This window comes from Paenibacillus sp. FSL R7-0204 (genome assembly GCF_038002225.1).
Taxonomy (GTDB): domain Bacteria; phylum Bacillota; class Bacilli; order Paenibacillales; family Paenibacillaceae; genus Paenibacillus_AQ.
Genome location: NZ_JBBOCA010000001.1, coordinates 327260 through 344012, shown reverse-complemented (window position 1 = coordinate 344012; position 16753 = coordinate 327260). Strand labels below are relative to the sequence as shown.

The 16753-nt window shown below is 44.3% G+C and carries 22 protein-coding genes and 1 pseudogene; 6 read left to right on the top strand and 17 right to left on the bottom strand.

Features of this window, described 5'->3' with window-relative positions; genetic code table 11:
• Window positions 1-26 precede the first annotated feature (26 nt).
• The 5 genes and pseudogenes from MKX42_RS01645 to MKX42_RS01625 form a co-directional block, all read right to left on the bottom strand.
• Entirely contained in the window at window positions 27-788 is a 762-nt protein-coding gene (locus tag MKX42_RS01645; RefSeq protein ID WP_340750687.1) for a DUF3600 domain-containing protein, read from the bottom strand.
• The gene (locus MKX42_RS01640; protein ID WP_340750684.1) at window positions 775-1362 is read right to left on the bottom strand and encodes a sigma-70 family RNA polymerase sigma factor; all 588 of its coding nucleotides are present in this window, start codon (window positions 1360-1362) and stop codon (window positions 775-777) included. The genes MKX42_RS01645 and MKX42_RS01640 overlap by 14 nt, the downstream gene beginning before the upstream one ends.
• 152 nt (window positions 1363-1514) lie before the next feature.
• Window positions 1515-2183: a hypothetical protein gene (locus tag MKX42_RS01635; RefSeq protein WP_155991243.1), complete on the bottom strand. Its 669-nt coding sequence runs from the start codon at window positions 2181-2183 to the stop codon at window positions 1515-1517.
• A 74-nt stretch (window positions 2184-2257) separates the two neighbouring features.
• Window positions 2258-3745: an aldehyde dehydrogenase family protein gene (locus MKX42_RS01630; RefSeq protein ID WP_340757594.1), complete on the bottom strand. Its 1488-nt coding sequence runs from the start codon at window positions 3743-3745 to the stop codon at window positions 2258-2260.
• Window positions 3737-4819: pseudogene (locus MKX42_RS01625) on the bottom strand (5-methyltetrahydropteroyltriglutamate--homocysteine S-methyltransferase); the annotation flags it as partial. The gene MKX42_RS01630 and the pseudogene MKX42_RS01625, both read right to left, overlap by 9 nt.
• A gap of 325 nt (window positions 4820-5144) precedes the next feature.
• Between MKX42_RS01625 and MKX42_RS01620 the strand changes: the two are divergent.
• Window positions 5145-5384, top strand: a complete 240-nt coding sequence (locus MKX42_RS01620; RefSeq protein ID WP_076085696.1) for a hypothetical protein — start codon at window positions 5145-5147, stop codon at window positions 5382-5384.
• 55 nt (window positions 5385-5439) lie between these two features.
• Window positions 5440-6867 (top strand): MDR family MFS transporter, encoded by a 1428-nt coding sequence (locus MKX42_RS01615; protein ID WP_340750682.1) that lies wholly within the window; start codon window positions 5440-5442, stop codon window positions 6865-6867.
• A gap of 247 nt (window positions 6868-7114) precedes the next feature.
• Here MKX42_RS01615 and MKX42_RS01610 read toward each other — a convergent pair whose 3' ends face one another.
• Window positions 7115-7474 (bottom strand): helix-turn-helix domain-containing protein, encoded by a 360-nt coding sequence (locus MKX42_RS01610; RefSeq protein WP_340750681.1) that lies wholly within the window; start codon window positions 7472-7474, stop codon window positions 7115-7117.
• 132 nt (window positions 7475-7606) lie between these two features.
• Here MKX42_RS01610 and MKX42_RS01605 point away from each other — a divergent pair, with 132 nt between their 5' ends.
• Window positions 7607-8245, top strand: coding sequence for a nitroreductase family protein (locus tag MKX42_RS01605; protein ID WP_340750679.1), 639 nt, complete (start codon window positions 7607-7609; stop codon window positions 8243-8245).
• Between the two features lie 16 nt (window positions 8246-8261).
• Here MKX42_RS01605 and MKX42_RS01600 read toward each other — a convergent pair whose 3' ends face one another.
• The gene (locus tag MKX42_RS01600; RefSeq protein ID WP_076085712.1) at window positions 8262-8597 is read right to left on the bottom strand and encodes a winged helix-turn-helix transcriptional regulator; all 336 of its coding nucleotides are present in this window, start codon (window positions 8595-8597) and stop codon (window positions 8262-8264) included.
• A 105-nt stretch (window positions 8598-8702) separates the two neighbouring features.
• Here MKX42_RS01600 and MKX42_RS01595 point away from each other — a divergent pair, with 105 nt between their 5' ends.
• Window positions 8703-9086, top strand: coding sequence for a RidA family protein (locus MKX42_RS01595; protein WP_340750677.1), 384 nt, complete (start codon window positions 8703-8705; stop codon window positions 9084-9086).
• A gap of 47 nt (window positions 9087-9133) precedes the next feature.
• On the opposite strand, the gene MKX42_RS01590 is transcribed toward MKX42_RS01595, so the two are convergent.
• From MKX42_RS01590 to MKX42_RS01575, 4 genes are all read right to left on the bottom strand, one after another.
• The gene (locus MKX42_RS01590) at window positions 9134-9448 is read right to left on the bottom strand and encodes a hypothetical protein (RefSeq protein ID WP_340757593.1); all 315 of its coding nucleotides are present in this window, start codon (window positions 9446-9448) and stop codon (window positions 9134-9136) included.
• On the bottom strand, window positions 9449-9889 hold the full coding sequence (locus MKX42_RS01585) for a hypothetical protein (RefSeq protein WP_340750675.1): 441 nt from the start codon (window positions 9887-9889) through the stop codon (window positions 9449-9451). It abuts the gene before it with no gap.
• 24 nt (window positions 9890-9913) lie between these two features.
• A complete protein-coding gene (locus MKX42_RS01580) occupies window positions 9914-10711 on the bottom strand; it encodes an APH(3') family aminoglycoside O-phosphotransferase (RefSeq protein ID WP_340750673.1) in 798 nt (265 codons plus the stop codon).
• Between the two features lie 95 nt (window positions 10712-10806).
• Complete coding sequence (locus tag MKX42_RS01575) at window positions 10807-11463, bottom strand: nitroreductase family protein (protein WP_340750671.1); 657 nt, start codon at window positions 11461-11463, stop codon at window positions 10807-10809.
• A gap of 111 nt (window positions 11464-11574) precedes the next feature.
• Between MKX42_RS01575 and MKX42_RS01570 the strand changes: the two genes are divergently transcribed.
• Entirely contained in the window at window positions 11575-11937 is a 363-nt protein-coding gene (locus MKX42_RS01570; RefSeq protein ID WP_339252514.1) for a winged helix-turn-helix transcriptional regulator, read from the top strand.
• Between the two features lie 131 nt (window positions 11938-12068).
• Here MKX42_RS01570 and MKX42_RS01565 read toward each other — a convergent pair whose 3' ends face one another.
• The 6 genes from MKX42_RS01565 to MKX42_RS01540 all read right to left on the bottom strand — a co-directional run bounded on the left by MKX42_RS01565 (window position 12069) and on the right by MKX42_RS01540 (window position 15818).
• On the bottom strand, window positions 12069-12356 hold the full coding sequence (locus tag MKX42_RS01565) for a Dabb family protein (RefSeq protein WP_340750669.1): 288 nt from the start codon (window positions 12354-12356) through the stop codon (window positions 12069-12071).
• Window positions 12357-12399: 43 nt separating this feature from the next.
• A complete protein-coding gene (locus MKX42_RS01560) occupies window positions 12400-12732 on the bottom strand; it encodes a nuclear transport factor 2 family protein (protein ID WP_340750667.1) in 333 nt (110 codons plus the stop codon).
• A complete protein-coding gene (locus MKX42_RS01555; protein WP_340750665.1) occupies window positions 12729-13238 on the bottom strand; it encodes a GNAT family N-acetyltransferase in 510 nt (169 codons plus the stop codon). Before MKX42_RS01555 ends, MKX42_RS01560 begins: the two co-directional genes overlap by 4 nt.
• A 42-nt stretch (window positions 13239-13280) precedes the next feature.
• Window positions 13281-13835 carry a hypothetical protein gene (locus tag MKX42_RS01550; RefSeq protein ID WP_340750663.1) on the bottom strand — a complete coding sequence of 185 codons (555 nt, stop codon included), beginning with the start codon at window positions 13833-13835 and terminating at the stop codon, window positions 13281-13283.
• 401 nt (window positions 13836-14236) lie between these two features.
• A complete protein-coding gene (locus tag MKX42_RS01545) occupies window positions 14237-14986 on the bottom strand; it encodes a class I SAM-dependent methyltransferase (RefSeq protein WP_340750661.1) in 750 nt (249 codons plus the stop codon).
• Window positions 14987-15314: 328 nt separating this feature from the next.
• Window positions 15315-15818 (bottom strand): EVE domain-containing protein, encoded by a 504-nt coding sequence (locus tag MKX42_RS01540; protein WP_340750659.1) that lies wholly within the window; start codon window positions 15816-15818, stop codon window positions 15315-15317.
• 426 nt (window positions 15819-16244) lie between these two features.
• Here MKX42_RS01540 and MKX42_RS01535 point away from each other — a divergent pair, with 426 nt between their 5' ends.
• The gene (locus MKX42_RS01535; RefSeq protein WP_340750657.1) at window positions 16245-16715 is read left to right on the top strand and encodes a pyridoxamine 5'-phosphate oxidase family protein; all 471 of its coding nucleotides are present in this window, start codon (window positions 16245-16247) and stop codon (window positions 16713-16715) included.
• Window positions 16716-16753 lie beyond the last annotated feature (38 nt).

Genomic DNA, 16753 nt, shown 5'->3' with positions numbered 1-16753 from the left:
TTCAAGTCATACTGAGAGAGTAAGGTTTAAGAGCTTTTTTTAACCATTAGGTCCAGCTTATTAGCATAAGGGGTGAGCGCCTCCAATAACTTCTCTTGCTTTTGTATTTCTTCTGTCGACAAGCGATCCATATGAACACTTCCGTCTGGATCAGTTACCTTGGCATCATAGCTTTTCAACTCATTTATTATGGGTTCAAGCTCCCTATAGTCCTGTTTAGCGAGTCTTTGTTCAGCCTTCTCAAGCAAGCTATCCCAGAAAGCGCCACGATCTGTACCAGATGCCTTTGCCTTGGATTTATCCGTTTCGTTCATTTTCTTGAAATACGGTTCAAGCTCCACCAGTAATTTCTTGTAAGCCTTCTGATCTTCTGCATTAAGCCGTTCTATGTGAAAACTCCCCTTTGAATCTGCTGCCAGTAGATTGTAATCGCCTAATTCCTTCAATAAGGACATAACCGTGGCAGCTTCTTCCTCGCTAAAATTATGCTTCAACCTCTGCAGCTTAGCCTCTAACTCCTCATATTTCTGCTGGCTTAGGCCAATCGTAGCAGCTGCTTCTTTCGAACCATATATGCTATCCGCCAGATAATGATATCCGGCAAACGCTCCAGTAGGAATTAATAAAGTAGCTGCCAAAACGCCTGCTACGATCCACTTCTTTTTCATTCGTCTTCCCCCTTGTCCGGTTACGGTCTGATTTAGTATTCTCTCCTTCAGTTCCGGTGGGGCATTTAAATTTCTGGCCTCTTCCTGCAGAACTGTTCGCAGCTTTTCATTGAAATTCATGCAGATCCTCCACCTTTCCCTTAAAAAGAGTCTGATTCTCTGGCTTCTGACGAAGCTTGCGCAGTGCAGCATGAATACGGGATTTCACGGTACCTAGAGGAATCCCGAGGATTACGGCACTTTCTTCCTGCGATAATTCATTTAAATAATGCAGAATAATCACCTGCTTCAGCTTATACGGAAGACTATCTACGCTAGCAAGCAAGGAGTGGTTAGAGATCTTGTCGACAATCTTACTTGTGAATTCAGGCTCCACCACCAAATTGACCTGCTCTGCCTTTTTGAGAACTCGGAGATGCGTCCATCTCTTTCTCCGGTAGGCATGAATTTGTCGCACTGCTATTCCCATAAGCCAGGGTCTAAAGGGACGACTGATGTCAAAATGGTCAAGAGATCTGCGCATTTGAATATAAATCTCCTGAACGATATCATCCACCTCAGATGTTTCGCGAACGAGGAAATGAACGGTTTGATATACATCCCTAATCGTGGCTTCATATAGCTCACTAAATGCTTCACGACTGCCGGCTAGCGTAAGCGTAATGAGCTGAGAATATTCTTTTGGATGCTCCATTCATCACCCCTCCCTTCGGTCTTACACTATATATTGGGGAATAAAGAATATTTCGTTCGATTTTTCTTCGGAAAAATACGGAATAAACCGATCAAAGTCCACTAAGGATTTTGGTCGGTTTATTGTTGTCTGCCTAATGTTCACATTGCCCGTTAGTTGAGCAACAAGCTCTCGAAATGTATTATCAGTGAATCCAACGGATTCCCGATTTTTACATTTAACTCTTGCTCAACTTTAACGGCTGATTCCACCATAGATAATTGTGCAACAGAAATTTTCTTGTTTTTTTCTGATGCAAGTATCCCCTTTATGTACTTTGATAATTCTTCAACGTATTGCTCATTTTTACCTTGCATGATTAGCTCAAATGTATTCTCTATGACACGTGCCTCAATATGAATTGGCTTATCCTGGATAGAAGCAAATTCATTAAGCCTGCTCATTGTCCCTGCGACGGTTGCTGGATTAGTGAATAATAGAACTTGTGGTTCTGTAATACTGCAGACCGAACTAAAGAAAGGCTCATCGATTTTTATTATAGGAATAGATGTATGTAGCCGGTTTTCTTCAAGAAGAGCAATATAATTAGTACATGTGATAAGAATAGCCTCAACATTTGCTTGTGATATCCATTCTATTTGTTCGATGACTTTATTTTTGGCTTGTCCTTCATCGAAATTTTTATCTGATGTAATTCTACTCATCAAACCAGGATCCACAAAATGAACCAATTCCAACTCATCAGAGGTAAGAGCGTTTTGAATATACTGGATATTTGAATAGTGGGCGTGTAAACAAGCAATCTTCTTTTTCTTCATGATTTTATCTCCTTAAACCCGTACTTTGAGCAGTCCCGCTCCTTAATGATATCATGTTTCTCCAAAAAACTGCCGGTTTACTCTGGGATATAAGGAAGATCCAGTGTCTTCGGAACATTGATCACATGCAGCTCTGTATACGTACGGATGCCCTCTGCGCCGTATTCACGGCCGATACCGGACTGCTTGAAGCCGCCGAACGGGAACCGGACATCGAGCCCCTGCACAGCAGCCGTGTTGATCATGGTCGTTCCCGCTTCGAGCTGACGTGCGACCAAGATGGCCTCCTCTTCTTGCCCCCACACCGAGCTCGTCAATCCATAGATGCTCTCATTGTGCAGATGAATCACCTGCTCCACATCGTCAAAGGGCAGAATCGGAACGGTAGGACCGAACTGCTCCTCCACCACAATAGGATCATGGTAATCGCAGTCCAGAACAAGCGTAGGCTGCAGGTAATACCCTTGTTCAAACCGCTGCTGATCCAGAATTTGGCCGAGCGGAATGACCTTAGCTCCGCGCTGGCGTGCACCCTCAATCAGACCCTGCACGTAATTCTTCTGCTTCAGGTTATTCACCGGACCTACTGTCGTATTGGCATCAAAGGGATCACCGATGCGAATCCAGCGGTTAGCCGCCTCGATATATTTTTCAACAAAAGCATCATAGATAGAACGGTGTACGTATACACGCTTGGCAATCATACAAATCTGGCCTGTCGTCAGGAAGTTAGAAATAACAATCCGGCGCATGGCCCGCTCATCTTGAACATCAAAGCTATCCAGGAAGATCGCCGCATCATTGCCGCCCAGCTCCAGCGTCATATCCTTAATCGTTTCCGAAGCCGCTTTGATGATGTGCTTGGCTGTTGCGGTTCCGCCTGTGAAGGCGATTTTGGAGACAAGAGGATTACTCGTCAGCTCAACGCCCACATCCGCATCCCCATGAACGACATTGATGACACCCGCCGGGAACTCACCTGCGATCAGCTCTGCCACCTTCGCCGCCGCCAGTGGCGCAAACGGACTCGGTTTGAGCACAATCGTATTGCCCGCAAGTAAGGCAGGAGCAATTTTAATCGTAGATAACGCAATCGGATAATTCCATGGACTGATCGCTGCCACCACACCCATTGGATCATAGGACAGGATGGTTTTACCTTGATCATGCTCCTGGACCTCTTCCTGTAGAACGGATGCAGCTTCATTACAAGCGAACTCCATCCACATTAACGAGACATAAATCTCACCATGGGCATCATATAGGGGCTTGCCATGCTCTCTGGACAGCAGATGGACAATTTCATTCTCCGCTGCTCTAATCTTCTCTATTGCCTTACGCATCCGGGTAATACGTTCATCAATCGAGGTCTTCTTCCATATTTTAAAAGCTTCTGCCGCCGCTTCAATCGCTTCCACCGCTTGTTCCTTCGTAGTGACAGGGAAATAGCCTACGATTTCAGCCGGTTTCGCCGGATTCTCTTTGGCTGACTGCGAAAGGGAGGGTACATTCTGACCATTAATGAAGGCCTCCACAACAACGGTCTCTTGGTCTGACTTCCACACTTCTTCGGCAATTTCCTTCACATAACGAAGCTTGCGCCACTGTTGTTCTTCCGTAAGAATATTGCCTTCCTCTGTAGAGGAGAATCCGCATTGCGGGCTCAAGCACAGCTGCTCAAGGGGCACATAGGTTGCTGCTTCGGCAATCCGGGCTTTAATATGCTCTTTATCTTCTAGTTCGCCTGTTTTGGATGTGAGCAGACCCAGCACGATTTTCAAATCCGGCCGGTTCACATATTTCAAGGGCTCGAAGCTGCCTGAACGCTCATCATCAAATTCCAGGAATAGGCCATCTACGTCTAAGCCGCCAAAAATGACCTCAGAAGCGTAATCATAGCCGCCGGTTGAGAAGTAGTTGGATTTATAGTTCCCCCGGCAAATGTGCATCGTCACAACTAAGTCTACCGGTTTATGAGCCAAGGTTTCGTTAATCATGCGCTGCATGATCTTGAGCTCTTCCGCCGGTTCCAGACCCTTTGCCCGCAGCTTATCGTGACCCGCTTCTGAGAAAAGGTCTGCCCATGCTGTATCATCCAGTTGCAGGTACCGGCATCCGGCATCATAGAACGCTTGAATGGCTTTTTGGTACGCCGCAATCGTATCTTGAAGGAAATGCTCCCGGTCGTTATAACTATTAGCCCCAGGCTCCAGCCGGTAGATCAGCATGTTGGGACTTGGAATGGTTTGCTTCGCTACGGCGTCACCTGCATGCTTTAGCAAAAACTCAAAATGCCCGATAAAGGGATGGCTGGAGAAATCTACTTTACCCACCACACGAATGCCACCCTTACGGGTCTGCATATTATGGAACTTGGGCCCGTCGATCTCCTCATACAGCTCTACGCCGTCTAGGCCGCCCAGAAAGTCAAAATGCCACCAGCTTCTGCGGAATTCCCCATCCGTCACTGCGAATACGCCATTGTCCTTCTGCTTCTCAATAATCCGGATAATCTCTTGATCTTCCACCGCTTTTAAGGCTTCATATGTGATGTTGCCTGCTTTATATTGTTCACGCGCCTGGCTTAAGTTCGCAGGACGCAGGAAGCTGCCTACATGATCATTGCGAAAGGGTATCATCGCTACATCTCCTTACAACTTTTTAGTGTACTGAGTATAGCATGAGGGCAAAGAATGCAGGTTATATGTAAAAAGCATGATTGGTCATAGCTTTTCGCGATAGCGGATTTACTCTGATTGATGAACCGGCACAGTATAATACTCCCCTAATCGCGTCCCGTCAAGAAATAATTTGAGAATGAGCGGCATAGCGAGGGAGACCCCCTTATGTTATTAAAATAGGAATGGATTCCCGAGTATGCAGAGTGATATCGCTTTTTCCATTTGAAACGGTGTCACGTAAAATAGTCTTCAGATCAATGAGAAATTCGGAAGGGAGATCTGTATGAATAGTGTGGACAAAATCAGATTTTCACTCTTTTTCGGGGAAGAGCCCGAGGCAGCTTGTTACGGGTATATAGAGCGGAATCGGGATGGTCATATGATCGCGCTCTACAATAGTAATGGTGAGGAGATCGATATGTATGGCGGACATCAATTTGTCAGGGTACAGGCGCTTGGCAAATTTGATGATGAAGACCGCGATAATTTCTACTCCTTATTAGAAGGTGATGGTGTAGGATAATCTGCACAATCAGACAGGTGAAGATTTGGTAATGAATATTCTCTGGAGGTGGAAGATGAACGAACAGGTTCAAGAGACAAGCAGAATGAAGAGTGGGGCGATGCTAGCCGCCCTGCTCATCGGTGCGTTTATTGCGTTCCTTAACGAAAATTTACTTACTAATACTTTTCCCGGATTAATGCGTGAGTTCAACGTTACCGCTTCAACCATACAATGGTTATCTACCGGTTATATGCTGATGATCGGCATACTGGTGCCGGTGACCGCATTGCTGCAGCAATGGTTCACGACTCGCCGGATGTTTATGTCCGCAATGGCGTTATTTTTAGCAGGTACCTGCTTGTGTGCAGTCTCCCCTGGATTCGAAGTCTTGCTGATAGGCAGGGTTGTTCAGGCTTGCGGGACAGGATTATTGATTCCGCTGATGATGAATACAATTCTTGCCCTCTATCCTCCAGAACGCAGGGGGGCTGCCATGGGTCTCATGGGGCTTGTCATCATGGTCGCCCCAGTCATCGGACCGGCTTTGTCAGGTTTGGTTATCGATACCTTGGACTGGCGGTGGCTGTTCTACATGGTGATTCCTGTCGTGTTGTTTTCAATTATTTATGCATTCATAAATTTAAAGAATGTTACAGAAATAACAAAACCACGGGTCGATCTTCTATCCATTGTGATGTCAACCATCGGGTTTGGTTTTATCACCTACGGTTTTAGCCAGACCGGTGTCGGGGCTAGTCCTGGGAGTTACAGTTTGATTGCTATAGGCGGGCTCTTCTTGCTCTTACTTATTTGGCGGCAACTCAAAATTAAAGAGCCTTTGATTGATCTTTCCGTATTCCGGTATCCCGCTTTTTCTTTGGTAGCTGTATTGATAGTGGTGCTCATGATGGTTTTATTCGCCACCACGACATTGCTGCCGATCTATATGCAGGATGTGATGCAGTTAACGGCCTTCGGGACAGGGTTACTTCTGATGCCAGGCTGTATTTTGAACGCAATACTGATGCCTGTAACGGGAAAATTGTTCGATAAATTCGGGCCGAGATTCGTCATAATGCCCGGACTGCTCATGATCGCCCTATCACTGTGGCTGTTTGCCGGTATCGATAGCGATACAACCCGAGGCTCCGTTCTGTTCGATCATGTCCTATTATTCTTAGGCATATCGTTTGTCGTCATGCCGGCTCAGACAGCAGGAATGAATCAGCTTCCGCGTCACCTGGTCCCCCACGGCACAGCCATCTACAATACGCTCCAACAGATTGCCGGGGGAATTGGCATCGCTTTGTTCGTCGGCATCATGTCATCCAGAGCCAATCGTTATCTTCACCATTCACCTGATCCCGCTGCGATTCAAGATAGAACGCACAGTATTGTTGCCGGTTTGCAAACGGTTTTTGGGATTGAATGTATTCTCACAATTCTTGTTTTGGTGCCAAGTTGGTTTATCAATGGCCGTCGTCTTGAAAGGACTCATTAAAACTTATTTTTTATCTCACTACGTAGCATAGAGCCTTCACTAACATAAAAGTGGCGGCTCTTTTTACTATGCTTTTATCGGGCATACTGCTAATACAAAATAAGCGCCTGATCTTCGGCTATCTCCGGTCCAAAGTCAATCTTAAGGGCTTCATACCTCTCTTTGTAGCCTGACGCTACATTCGGACGTTGTTGTGGTGACGTAATCTATGAAATTCACAGAGCCGTTAAAGTTTATATAAGCACCATTACTGCGATTTACATCCGGTCTGAAAATGCGCTCTGCCCTCCAGCACATCACCCAAAAACTTTTGGGATGCATTCAACTTGGCTTCTAACTCCTGGATTTCTTTGATTTTCTCCTTTACCAATGCTTCCTTCTTAATATACGAGCTCTCATTGATAAGTAAAACTAAGTCCTGGATCGTTAAACCTAAAGTAAGTAGCATTCTCACATCCTGCAAATAGGTGACCACTCCTTCATCGTATACGCGGTAATTATTTTCATCCCTCGAAATAAACTGTTCGGGAATCAACTGTTTACGTTCATAGAATCGCAAGGTGGATATGGGTAATTCCGTCAGCCTGGAAACTTCATTCGCTCTCATATTCTGCTCCTTCTAAATCAATCATTCATTTATATTTGCTATAAACCAAGGTTCATAGTTCAAAATAAAAATATGATAACCCGGGGCAGCACTACTGTCAAAATAATGGGTTACATCAGAAGGAGTGCATTTATGCTGGAATCTATTCAAAATAATGATTTTGTCAACATTCTAACCGGCCGCCGTTCCATACGACAGTACGATGAGGACGTCAAAATTTCGGAGGAAGAGCTGCACGCTATGATTCAAGAAGCAAGCCTTGCGCCCTCTTCTGCGAATATGCAGCCATGGCGTATAATCGTGGTTCACTCCCCTGAAGGGAAAGACAAGCTTCGGCCTCTGGTCCAGTTCAATACGCGGCAAAATGATACATCTGCGGCGATGCTCATCATTTTGGGAGATACGCAGAGCGATTTATATGTAGAGAAAATCTATGATACTGCTGTGGAGCAAGGAAAAATGCCCAAAGACATACGCGACAAGCAGGTTGCGCAAATTCTGAGCATGTATCCGCAAATACCTAGAGAATTAAAGATCGAAATTGCCAAAATTGATGCAAGTTTATTCGCGATGCAACTGATGCTGGTAGCCCGTGCTCATGGGTATGACACCAATCCGATGGCAGGCTTTGAACGTGATCAGATCGTTAGCGCCTTTGATCTGGACGACCACAGGTATGTTCCGGTCATGATCTTATCCATCGGCAAGGCCAAAGATGAGGGCCATGAGTCCGTGCGCCTGGGTAGCGAGGAAATTACCTTTTGGCGCTAATGTGAATGTATGAACCTCACCGGTTCTGTGCTCCCCACTCGCACAGCTGCTCCAACACAGGTAGAAGGGTCTGCCCTTTCGGTGTCAGCGAATACTCCACTTTGGGCGGAATCTGCGGATACTCCACGCGCTTCACCAGCCCGTCAGCCTCCAATTCCTTAAGCTGCGCGCTGAGAACCTTGTAAGTCACCGCTCCGAGCTGTCTCTGCATTTCATTGAATCGAATCGAGGGTTTGGCGGACAGCAGATACAGAATCGCCATCTTCCACTTCCCGCCGATCACCGACATCGTATAACCGAATGGTGTGTCTTGGATCACCGTCTCTTTGCCCTTCAAATCTGAAATGCCCATGTTCACGCTATCCTTTCGGATAGTAGCCCACTTCTTTGTGCGTACTATCCCTTTATTTTTGCTCAGTCTATAATAGCTTTACTTTGAAGTAAAGGGGCTAAAGCAATGACAACCATTCGAACGTACAACCATACCCTCTGGGATCACGGGATTTCGCAGGGGTACCTTGTCGACAACACGCTGTATATCTCGGGACAGTTCTCCCATGATACGGAGGGCAGCTTCGTTGGAGCAGGCGATATTCAGGCACAGATGACACAGACGCTGAAGAATTTGGATACCGTGTTACAAGAGTTCGGAGCGACCAAGGATAATCTGGCTTACGTGGAGCTGTATCTGACGAATGCGCAGGAGCACGGGGAAACCGCGATCGGACTGTTCAAAAAGTATGTCGGAGAGCATCGGCCGGCGGGGAGCATGATCGGGGTGACTTACCTGGCATTCCCGGAACAGTGGGTAGAGGTACGGGCTGTGGCGCATGTTGGTTAAGAAAAAGAGAGAGGGTTCAACTAAACAACGCTACTGGCAGAGTAATGTCAGTAGCGTTTTAGAATTTGCGGAATCTCTCCATCAGAGTAGTAGCGGATGGCCTTACCCGTTTTTCCAGCATACTCAATCTCATTTCTTGTGCTGTTGCCAATGTAGCCATTTACATCAATCACGAAGATTTCGTCAGAAAGATCAATCTTTCTAAAATGCAGATCTCCCAGTAACTCCGCTTGTTCTTCCGTGATTTCAAAACCTTCAGATTGTTCAAAGAAGGCTACACTAATCACTATGTTTCCTTGTAGTGTAAGAAATGCATTAGCCTGTTCGAATTCTTGCTGAAGCTTGGTTAACCACTTGCACAGTTACGGAAAATCCAACTCATCATCGATGATACGGAATATCTCCCTAACCCGCACCGGATAACGGTCATCCAGTTCCTCCCACTTCTGCTTCGGTAAAATCAAAAATTCGTGCGTATCCGAAAAATATGAGGCCTCAAAAAGCCGGATTTCGTATTTGTCCCGGATCAGCTCCTGAAAGCCGCGAATCGTGATATAGCGATCATTTCCGGTAAAGGTAAGCGCAATTGAATGCATTTGTCCATTGTAGGTAACATCCAGTCCTTTGTCCGTAGGCGTCACCTCGACCGTTTCATCGGGAAGCTGTTTACCGAACAAGCGGACGATCTCCTCGTCCTCCTCTCCCCAATCTACAATGACGCTGTTCGCAAAAGCAAATTGTTGAAGCTGTCGCCCATCTCCTTCGAATAGCAATGTCAGCTCGCTGTCGCTTGGCATCCTCATCCCAGTATCCTCCTTGTGTTCATATCAGGCCCAAACCAAATGCTCTACAACTTGGTAGAATCTTATTTTTTCATAATCAATCTCTGATACACCATAGGATGAAAAAAATAACTTGACCCATTGCTCGCCGAAGTTTCTGATAATGCTCTTCTCAGCTACTGCCAAATCGTAATAACGGTCCGCAATCCCGCAATTCCCCAGATCAATAAATCCACTTATAGAATCATCAGCAATGATGATGTTTGGCAGGCTGTAGTCACCGTGTGTGAATACTAAATCTTCTTTGAGTTCCCGGGAATAATTGTTGACTTCAATCAGCAACTTTTCAACATTGTCCTCACCAAATCTTCTGTGCAGCTCCGTTGAATCAAACTTAATCCCTCTACTCAACTTGTACTGAATAGTGCTCATAAGCTGTTCAAATGAATGATCAAAAGGACAATCTTCAATTGAAACTTCATGAATTCTCCGAAGACCTCGTGCCAATAAAGAGATCATTTCTTCTGTATTTGAAGAATATTGCTTGTTGGAAGCTTCAACACCTGGCAATTCAAGTGTTAATAAAAACTCATAATTCCCGATCACACCGAAATCAATAACCTCCGGAACAGGTAACTTATTGTATAACCACAATAACCTTTGGGCTTGTCTTTCTAAAGATTCAGCTTTACCGATTTCCTGAATTTTCAAATACTTATTTAATCCACTTTCACTCTGAATAAAATAAGTCTTCGCTGTATTCACCCAAATCAATGAAGCCTCGTCATCTCCAACCAACTCAAGGAATTCAAAGGGTACTGCATCTTTTTCTCCAAAACTCATAACGTTCACCTCTATGGCTCAACTAATATCGTTTCAAAATACATAGCATATTCCTGCAAACTTATTTGGCTCCAGGAGACAAAATAGAGCAGGAATTATGGGTTCCCATCATTGCCAAGTAGCAACGAAGGTACCCTATCTATAAACGTTATATCCTCAATATCATGTCTTACAGTGGAATGACCCTCTTGAATCCCTCTGCCCACACTTAATAACATAATGTCTTCATAGTGCTGGGGAATATTGAGCTCTTCGAAAAGAGCAGCTTTATCATAACCTGACATCGTGATGGTCTGGTAACCTTTTTCGTTCAAAATAAGGACTAAGGCCATTGCAGCCAGACTGCCATCGCGGACCAGCTCTTTTAAATAATCTTGATTAGACATGTTTCGATAATAACCAATGGCTGCATTGGTTAAATACGTTTTAGTCTCTTGGGTGAAATAACCTTTCTCCAAAGCCTTGTCTTGAATAGCATGGATATTCTCATTATGAAAAGCACGATAATCCCCCAAGATCAAAATCAAATAGCTGGAGGTTTCAACCTGCTCCTGGTTATATGCAATTGGTTTAACTTTGGCGCGCAACTCCTTATCTTCGATGAGTAAATAACGTGTACTCTGAATGTTATTTCCATTGGGTGATTTGGCAGCCAGTTCAATCGAATCAAGTATTTCCTTTCTTTCAATCGTATAGTTAGGATCATAATGTCTGACTGATTTCCTTTTTAGAATAATATCTTGCAGACTCATTTTAACGCCTCCCATATCTTAGATTTGTTATAATCATATTATCTGGAGCGTATACAATTGAAAATACTGCACTTTATAGTCACTAGGTTACTTCAAAGTAAGGAGGATCTCATGAATACAATAAATACAGGATTTGATGTGGTACAAAATATCATTAGTGGTAAATGGAAAAGCATTATTCTGTATCAATTAGGATATGAGCAAAAGCGTACAAAAGACTTACTCAAGATTTGTGAAGGCGTCTCACATAAAGTTTTAAACGAACAATTAAAGCAAATGCAGCAGGATGGATTAGTGCATCGCGCGGTATATGCAGACGAGGTTCCCATTAGAGTGGAATACTCAATATCAGACTATGGCCGGACATTCCTTCCACTATTAAAAGAAATGTGTGATGCTGGCGATAACCATCTTAAAAGAGAGGGGATCACCGCAGGTAATAATACAATCTGTGAACATTCTAAATCACTGTGATCGATAACCATGAAACCCTTTTAAGACCTTACGTAAATGAAAACAGCACCATACTCTTCACTAATGAAGAACATGGCGCTGTTAATATTTCGCAGTTATGTGACTGAAGAGGCATTGGTAGCTAACTTCTATTAGATTGAGCAGCAGACAGACGCCTGTGTTTCCAGAACCGTACCCATCCACCTGGCGACTTCCTGATGAGCCGGGTGGATAAGGTATTCATCCATGTCTTCTAAGGAAGCAAACTTGGTGATCAGGATCAAATCGTATGCTGAAAGACCAGGGCGAACATTAGCTTCAGCCTGAACATCGAGAAGAACGTTTATTTTCCCTCTCAAGCCTAGTAGAACGGTTTGAGCTTGCTCGATATGCTCCGGTCTCCGGTCCTTCAGCTTCAATAACACATGATTTAGTATCATCTTTGGGTTCCTCACGTTCCTTATCTGATTAGCCTTTGTCTACTTATTCCAATCCTTTAGACAGCCGGATCGCAAGCTGCTTAATCTTATCGTTGCGAATCTGAAAATAAAAATCCAAATAGAGAGGGTCCGGGAGGCCGGTTTTGTCGAAATCCCCATCAACCTTGAAAACTACTACGTTTTCTTCCCCTTGCTGTTTATTCTGTATGGGTTCAAGTGTTATGTTAGCTCCAAAATGATATTCGGCACTCCATTGTTTTATAGCAGCTTTGCCTGCCCATTCTTTACCTTCATCGAGAACAAGTGCATCTTTCGAAAAGCAGTCGACATAAGCATCCGGATCAGGACAAACCTGCCCGATAGGGAAATACCTCAACTGAGCTTCAGATACTGAAGTAGCTGTCCGAAATCCGAGGAATAGACATTTTCAATTCCATGGTAGCCTTCTCTTTGCCCAATAACGCGGGAAAACTTCGCGTACAGTCGATTTAGATAAATGTTGTCGATCTGAGCGCAAAATTGTAGATAGTTAACGCCACAATTCTCTGCGACAATTTGTTGTACCAAATAGCGGAACCCCTGAATAAATACGCGACTGCTGCGATAGGGGGGGTGGACAATGACAGAATTAACAAAAACAATTTCACCTTTGGGATCAAATTCATTCTCAGTATTGAGATAGCGATAATGCCCCCAACCTATCATTGCCCCCATCTTGTCCGTTATTAATATAATGTGGGAGTTGGGGATGAATTCCAACACATGTACAAGTGCATCCGCAAGTGAGAATTGGCGGTTAAAATCTTTTCGGTTTCGGATAAAATATAAAGTAAACTGCGCATAATCTTCATCATTTTGACAATTCCTGTAATGGGCAAGCATAAACCGCCCCACCTCCTAATCGTTCATATGAGCTTAGCTATCTCAAGAATCACAACAGAGCAAGCACTGAGAAGTGAAATAGTCTTCATTTCTGAACTTCATTACGTATGCTTGCCATTCCTTGAAATCGGCATGATATTCATCAATCCCACCTTGCTGTGTATCCCATGTCGCTGTTTTCTCTGCAAGCTTGGTAAGAAGTCTTTGCAGCCGGAGATGGACCGGGACCCAAAAACGGAGCTCAACAATAGGCTCAGGTAGTTGTGATATATATTGCACCAGAAATTGCAGACTCTCTAGGAACAGCCGGCTTCGGCGATACGTTTCAATAAAGAAAACAATCTGGATTTGTGCCACATGCGTATCCTTGTATTGGTTCTCCGCAGTCCCGCAAATGTAACCAATCGCCCCGACAACTTCATCCTCATCGTTGAAGCACAAGATAGCTTCTTTTTGCATTAGAACAGAGCTTGCCAGAAAACTCAGCGAGATTGAAAAAGGATACGGCAGATTTAGTTCATTGTAATGTTCCAATAGAAATATCATGTATTTATCCTGATAGCTCTCTGAACTGCAGACTTGAAAGTAATAGCTCATCTGATTAATTCCAACTCCTTGCATTATGTAGATCTGTTCTTTTTCTTACTTATCGGATGAATGTTGTCCCACAAGAAAAAGCTGCCCGAAAGTCCAAAGACTTAGGTGCAGCTCTTCCCGTACCGAATGCTTATTTGGCAGGCGCTGTTCTCACTTGCTCGCTGTTCACAAGTAGGTTCACTACAATTTGTAGCGGTCCCCTGCCACCTTTGTTATTAAATCCGCTTCTTGGTGGAAACATATATGTCACTCCTTTCCTCTTCATTTTCAGATACTCATTGCTTACTTCGACATTTTATTACATTCCAGTCCACACATACATACCTAAAAAGGGGTATATTTCACTTTTGGATGGATTCACATTCAGTTGATTGAATTGATATAAAATTGAAATAGTTAGCTTATTTCTTTATACATTTGATGATAATGGTTGGAGGACTTAAACGTGCCTTCATCCCCGAATACCATGTAGTCGGTGAACTTTCGTCTGTCTCAGGAACTCGTGATTCTTCAATTACCCGTTCTATAAAAAAGCCAGCATTTGAAAGTTCATTTAATATTGTGCTGACTTTTCGATGGTGCATGATCACGGGTACTCCACGCCAAGTTACCTTATAAGGTCCTTCGGAATGATAGGATTGAGTATAGGTTATTTTGTCATCCTCATACATCAGTCTGCTTTGTATGGGATGTTCCCAACTAAATACCAATACCCCGCCGTTTTTTAGTCTTTTGTAGATGTTAGATAGTGTCCGTGCCATATCGACTGTCCAGCCTAATGCATAAACAGAGAATACGATATCAAAATATTCACTGGGCAAGTCATCTATGTTTTCCATAGACATTTGTTGTATGTTCCCGGTCAATCTGTTCTCCTGGAGCAGTTCCTTAGCGTAATTAACCTGAGTCGTCGATAAATCAATTCCCCAGATATCCCCTGCGCCTCTGTTTGCCATGTACAAGAGCGAGTGTCCACTGCCACAGCCTATCTCAAGTACTGTCTTGCCAGTAACATCACCTAGAAGATGCAATTCATCCTCTGTAGGTGCATATGGCCCATATTGCGGCAAAGCATGTATTCCAAAATATTGATCAGCTACTTCATCCCATCCTGCTTTGTTGATCTCAAGCATTTCTTTTTGATCTTGCATGACTTCCCCTCCTATTGGTCTTCTTTAGTGCATCTATTACCCCTGCCTTATGTGATCGACGTTCCGGTTCATCAGATGCCGAACCACCCTACCAGGAGATCATTCATAGCTGGGTTGAAATGCAATATGAAGATAAATGGTAGAATGTTATCCTTACCTCCTACTTCAATAACCGCTCAAATTCAGCACCATTAATCATAAAATATGAACTACACTTAAGCTACGGCAAATAGCACAAACCAATGGCTTGCGCTTTTGTTTCTAATTAGCATGCCTACTATATCCTGAATATCAGACAGAGTTTGACTCAGAGATATCATTAAATGATCTATTGCTGCTGATACATACCAGTTATCACCACTGGGATGGCCACATGCATTGCTTCCGCGATAATCAAGAAATCTTCACGGCTTATTCCGAAGTGGCCGTTACGGAAGGGGTAGCCCCAATTCCGCTGGCCGCGTGTGAAGGCCAACCGATCAAGTAAGCCCTTGATTCTCGCCTCCTGGCAGGGAACATATTCAATCTTCCTGCGGTAAGGTACGAACGTCGCGGACATCGCATATTCGTATACACGGTCGTCCATAACCCGGCCAATAGCGGTGAACGCTTGCAGCGGCTCGCCTTCTCCTATCTCCATGCGGGGAGAATAATACACAAGCCAATCCCCAGGCTGCATCCTGCGTAACGGCGCTGCTTTACCGTGACACATCTGGGCAAAGCCGCCATTAACGCCCCCCTGCGCGTGGTTCGCTGAGACGACCCCTATCCAATATGAAGGACTTCCATTTTCCGTATCCTCGAATTTACGCAACGTTTCTTTCGTATCCATTGCCGAACGCAACTCCTTTTTACTTAAGCTGAATCCAGTATACTAAAACGCTACTGACAGCGGTTTGTCAGTAGCGTTTTAGTGTGGCTTTCGAACAGAACTTCCTTATTATTGAAATATCGTATCCCGTTAGTTTACAGCCTAGCGAGTTCGAAATTGTACCAAGACAGATAAATGCATAAAACTTCCTCTGCAAAGAAGATTATGAAAATTTTAAGATTTCTCCGCATTAGCATACTTACGATATCCTGAATATCGCTCTCTGCTGAGATGACCAAAAACTCTTCATTCTGATATGCAAACAGCTGAACCAAATTAACTTCAAGCGGCGATTTAATTTTTTTATCGTATTATTCTTCACATGCTCTAAGACTTTACAATGATAAACTTGTTAATATGCCTTATGACACTTTAGGAGGGAATATAATGAGCAAATACGACGAAGCCATGAAGCTGCTGGAAGAACAAGTGGGGAACAAGGACGGCCTAATCTCTTTGTCCACCATCGCGCTGGAACCGGGGGCCAATGGCTCAAGCCGTCCCGCCGCCCGCATTGTGGATGCCTATTATGAGGACGGCGCGTTCTACACCGTCACTTACGCGACCTCAGGCAAGATGCAACAGATCGCCCAAAACCCCGAAGTCGCCGTATGTATCATCGTCGAGAACTTTACGGCAGATGGTATCGGTGAAAACCTGGGCTGGGTATGTGACGAGAAAAATGCCGGGATGATGACCAAGCTGCGCACAATATTCGCCGATTGGTATAACGAAGCCAATAACGATGAGGACCCTAACACATGCCTGCTGCGCATCCGCCTGACCAAGGGCCTGTGGAATGACGCCCATAAAGGGATCAGAAATGAGATTGATTTTGTCAATAAGACGGCAAATTAAGCGGTCTGTGTCATTTGAATAAACCTGCGACAGCCACT